This window comes from Priestia sp. P5_B4 (assembly GCF_056400385.1).
Window position 1 is genome coordinate 1 of sequence record NZ_JBFULJ010000559.1, and the last position, 2,526, is coordinate 2,526.

Annotated in this window: 2 protein-coding genes; both read right to left on the reverse strand. The window is 36.2% G+C overall.

Annotated elements, in window-relative coordinates; translation table 11 throughout:
- Positions 1-1,283, reverse strand: a 1,283-nt coding sequence (gene aspA, locus AC1DRF_RS22930) for an aspartate ammonia-lyase (RefSeq protein WP_477741773.1), incomplete at its 3' end; no start/stop codon positions are given.
- A 46-nt stretch (positions 1,284-1,329) separates the two neighbouring features.
- Positions 1,330-2,526, reverse strand: a 1,197-nt coding sequence (locus tag AC1DRF_RS22935; RefSeq protein ID WP_477741772.1) for a cation:dicarboxylate symporter family transporter, incomplete at its 5' end; no start/stop codon positions are given.

Here is a 2,526-nt window from a genome sequence, read left to right on the forward strand (position 1 = left end):
ATTCGTGCTGCTACTTCATATCCGATATGTGGATTTACGGCTGTAATAATCCCTACACTTTTTTCTACATACTCTTTTAAACGTCCCTCATTTGCTTCAATGCCTYTTAGGCAATGGTCTGTGAAGACTTGGAATGCGTTATTCATAATACTGATCGACTGAAGCAAGTTAAACACAAGAACAGGCTCCATCACATTTAGTTCAAGTTGACCTGCTTCCGATGCCAGGCAAATTGTATGATCATTACCTATAACTTGAAAAGCTACTTGATTAATCATTTCAGGCATGACAGGATTGACCTTTCCAGGCATAATAGATGAACCAGGTTGACGAGCTGGTAATATAAGTTCAGCTAATCCTGCACGAGGACCAGATGCCATTAATCGGATATCATTCGCAATTTTAGACATATTAATCATGCAAACTTTTAAGCTAGCAGAGACTTCTGTATAAGCATCTGTATTTTGAGTCGCGTCTACAAGATGATTGGCTTTCTTAAGTGGTAAACCACTGATATTTGCTAGATATCTTACAACATTTTCGATATAACGTGGATCTGCATTTAAACCCGTTCCAACTGCAGTTGCTCCCATATTAACCTCATATAAATGTCCATAGGATTGCTTAATACGTTTCATATCGCGCTCAAGAACACGACTATATGATTCAAATTCTTGACCAAGACGGATTGGAACCGCATCCTGTAGGTGAGTACGTCCCATCTTTATAATAGAATCAAATTGTTCTGCCTTTTTCTGAAATACACTGTGCATATAATTCATTGTTTTCAGTAACTTATTTAACAGATTAAGCGTTGCAATATGGATAGCAGTTGGGAATACGTCATTTGTTGACTGTGACATGTTTACATGACTATTAGGGCTTAAATCGGAATAAGAACCTTTCTTATGACCAAGTAACTCTAAAGCTCTATTTGCAATAACCTCATTTGCATTCATGTTCATTGAGGTCCCCGCACCACCCTGTATTGGATCAACAATAAATTGATTATTTCTTTTCCCTTCAATAACCTCGTCTGCTGCTTCAATAATTGAATTACCCAACCCATCATATAACCTTTTTGTTTCCATATTAGCAAGAGCAGCAGCTTTTTTAACAATTCCTAATGCTTTAATGAGTTCCGGGTGAATCTGGTAACCTGTTATTGGGAAATTTTCAACTGCACGTAATGTTTGAATTCCATAATAAGCGCTGACAGGCACTTCTTTCGTTCCTAAGAAATCTTTTTCAATTCTTACATCTTGTTTTTCAATCGTTCCCATATCTGTCATAATATTGATCTCCTTCTTTATAAACAAATAAATTATTTTAAGCTACATCTGATTTTTTAATAGAATCTGTATAATGTTTTGCTTTTTCTTTATCGAATCCGCCTTCCCACTTAGACATCACAATAGCAGCTAATGCGTTACCTACTACGTTGACAGATGTACGAAGCATATCTAAGATGCGATCAATGCCAGCAATGAATGCCATACCTTCTAAAGGTAATCCCATTGAGCCCAATGTTGTTAATACAACAACAAATGATGCTCCTGCAACTCCTGCCATTCCCTTAGAAGTCAACATCAACACAAGTAAAAGTGTAATTTGTTCTATGAAAGATAAATGAATGCCATACATTTGTGCAATAAAAAGGGCAGCAATGGCTTGGTAAATGGATGATCCATCAAGGTTAAAGGTATACCCTGTCGGAATAACAAATGATGTGACAGCTTTCGGACAACCAAAGTTCTCCATTTTAGTCATTAACCTTGGCAATACTGCTTCAGAGCTTGCGGTTGTAAACGCTAAAATCAACTCATCTTTTAAAATTTTTATAAGGACTAAAACATTAGTTCCAGCCATTTTTGCAATAATACCTAATACTACAAAAACAAAGAAAATCATGGTCAGATATATAACGAGTACTAACTTTCCTAAAGGGATTAATGAACCAATTCCAAACTTCGCCACATTCAAACCAATTAAAGCAAATACGCCAAATGGAGCAAATTTCATAACTAAGTTTGTCATCCAAAACATGGATTCTAGTACACCTTCAAAAAAGTTTAAAACTGGTTTGCCTTTTTCTCCAATTGCTGCAACTCCTAGACCAAATAAGACTGAGAAAAAGATAATCGCTAATAAATTTCCTTCAGTCAATGATTGGAATATATTAGTTGGGATGATATGAACGATTTGAGCTGCTACACCTGCATTCTCAGTTGTTTTAGATGTTTCTTCATATTTGGATATATCACCTTTCTCAAGGTTCCCCATATCTATACCAGTACCTGGATGGAATAAATTTGCGGCCAATAAGCCCACTGCTAATGCAATTGTAGTAACAATTTCAAAATAAAGAATGGTTTTTCCACCTAGTCTTCCTAACTTTTTAGCAGTGGGCTTATTGGCCGCAAATTTATTCCATCCAGGTACTGGTATAGATATGGGGAACCTTGAGAAAGGTGATATATCCAAATATGAAGAAACATCTAAAACAACTGAGAATGCAGGTGTAGC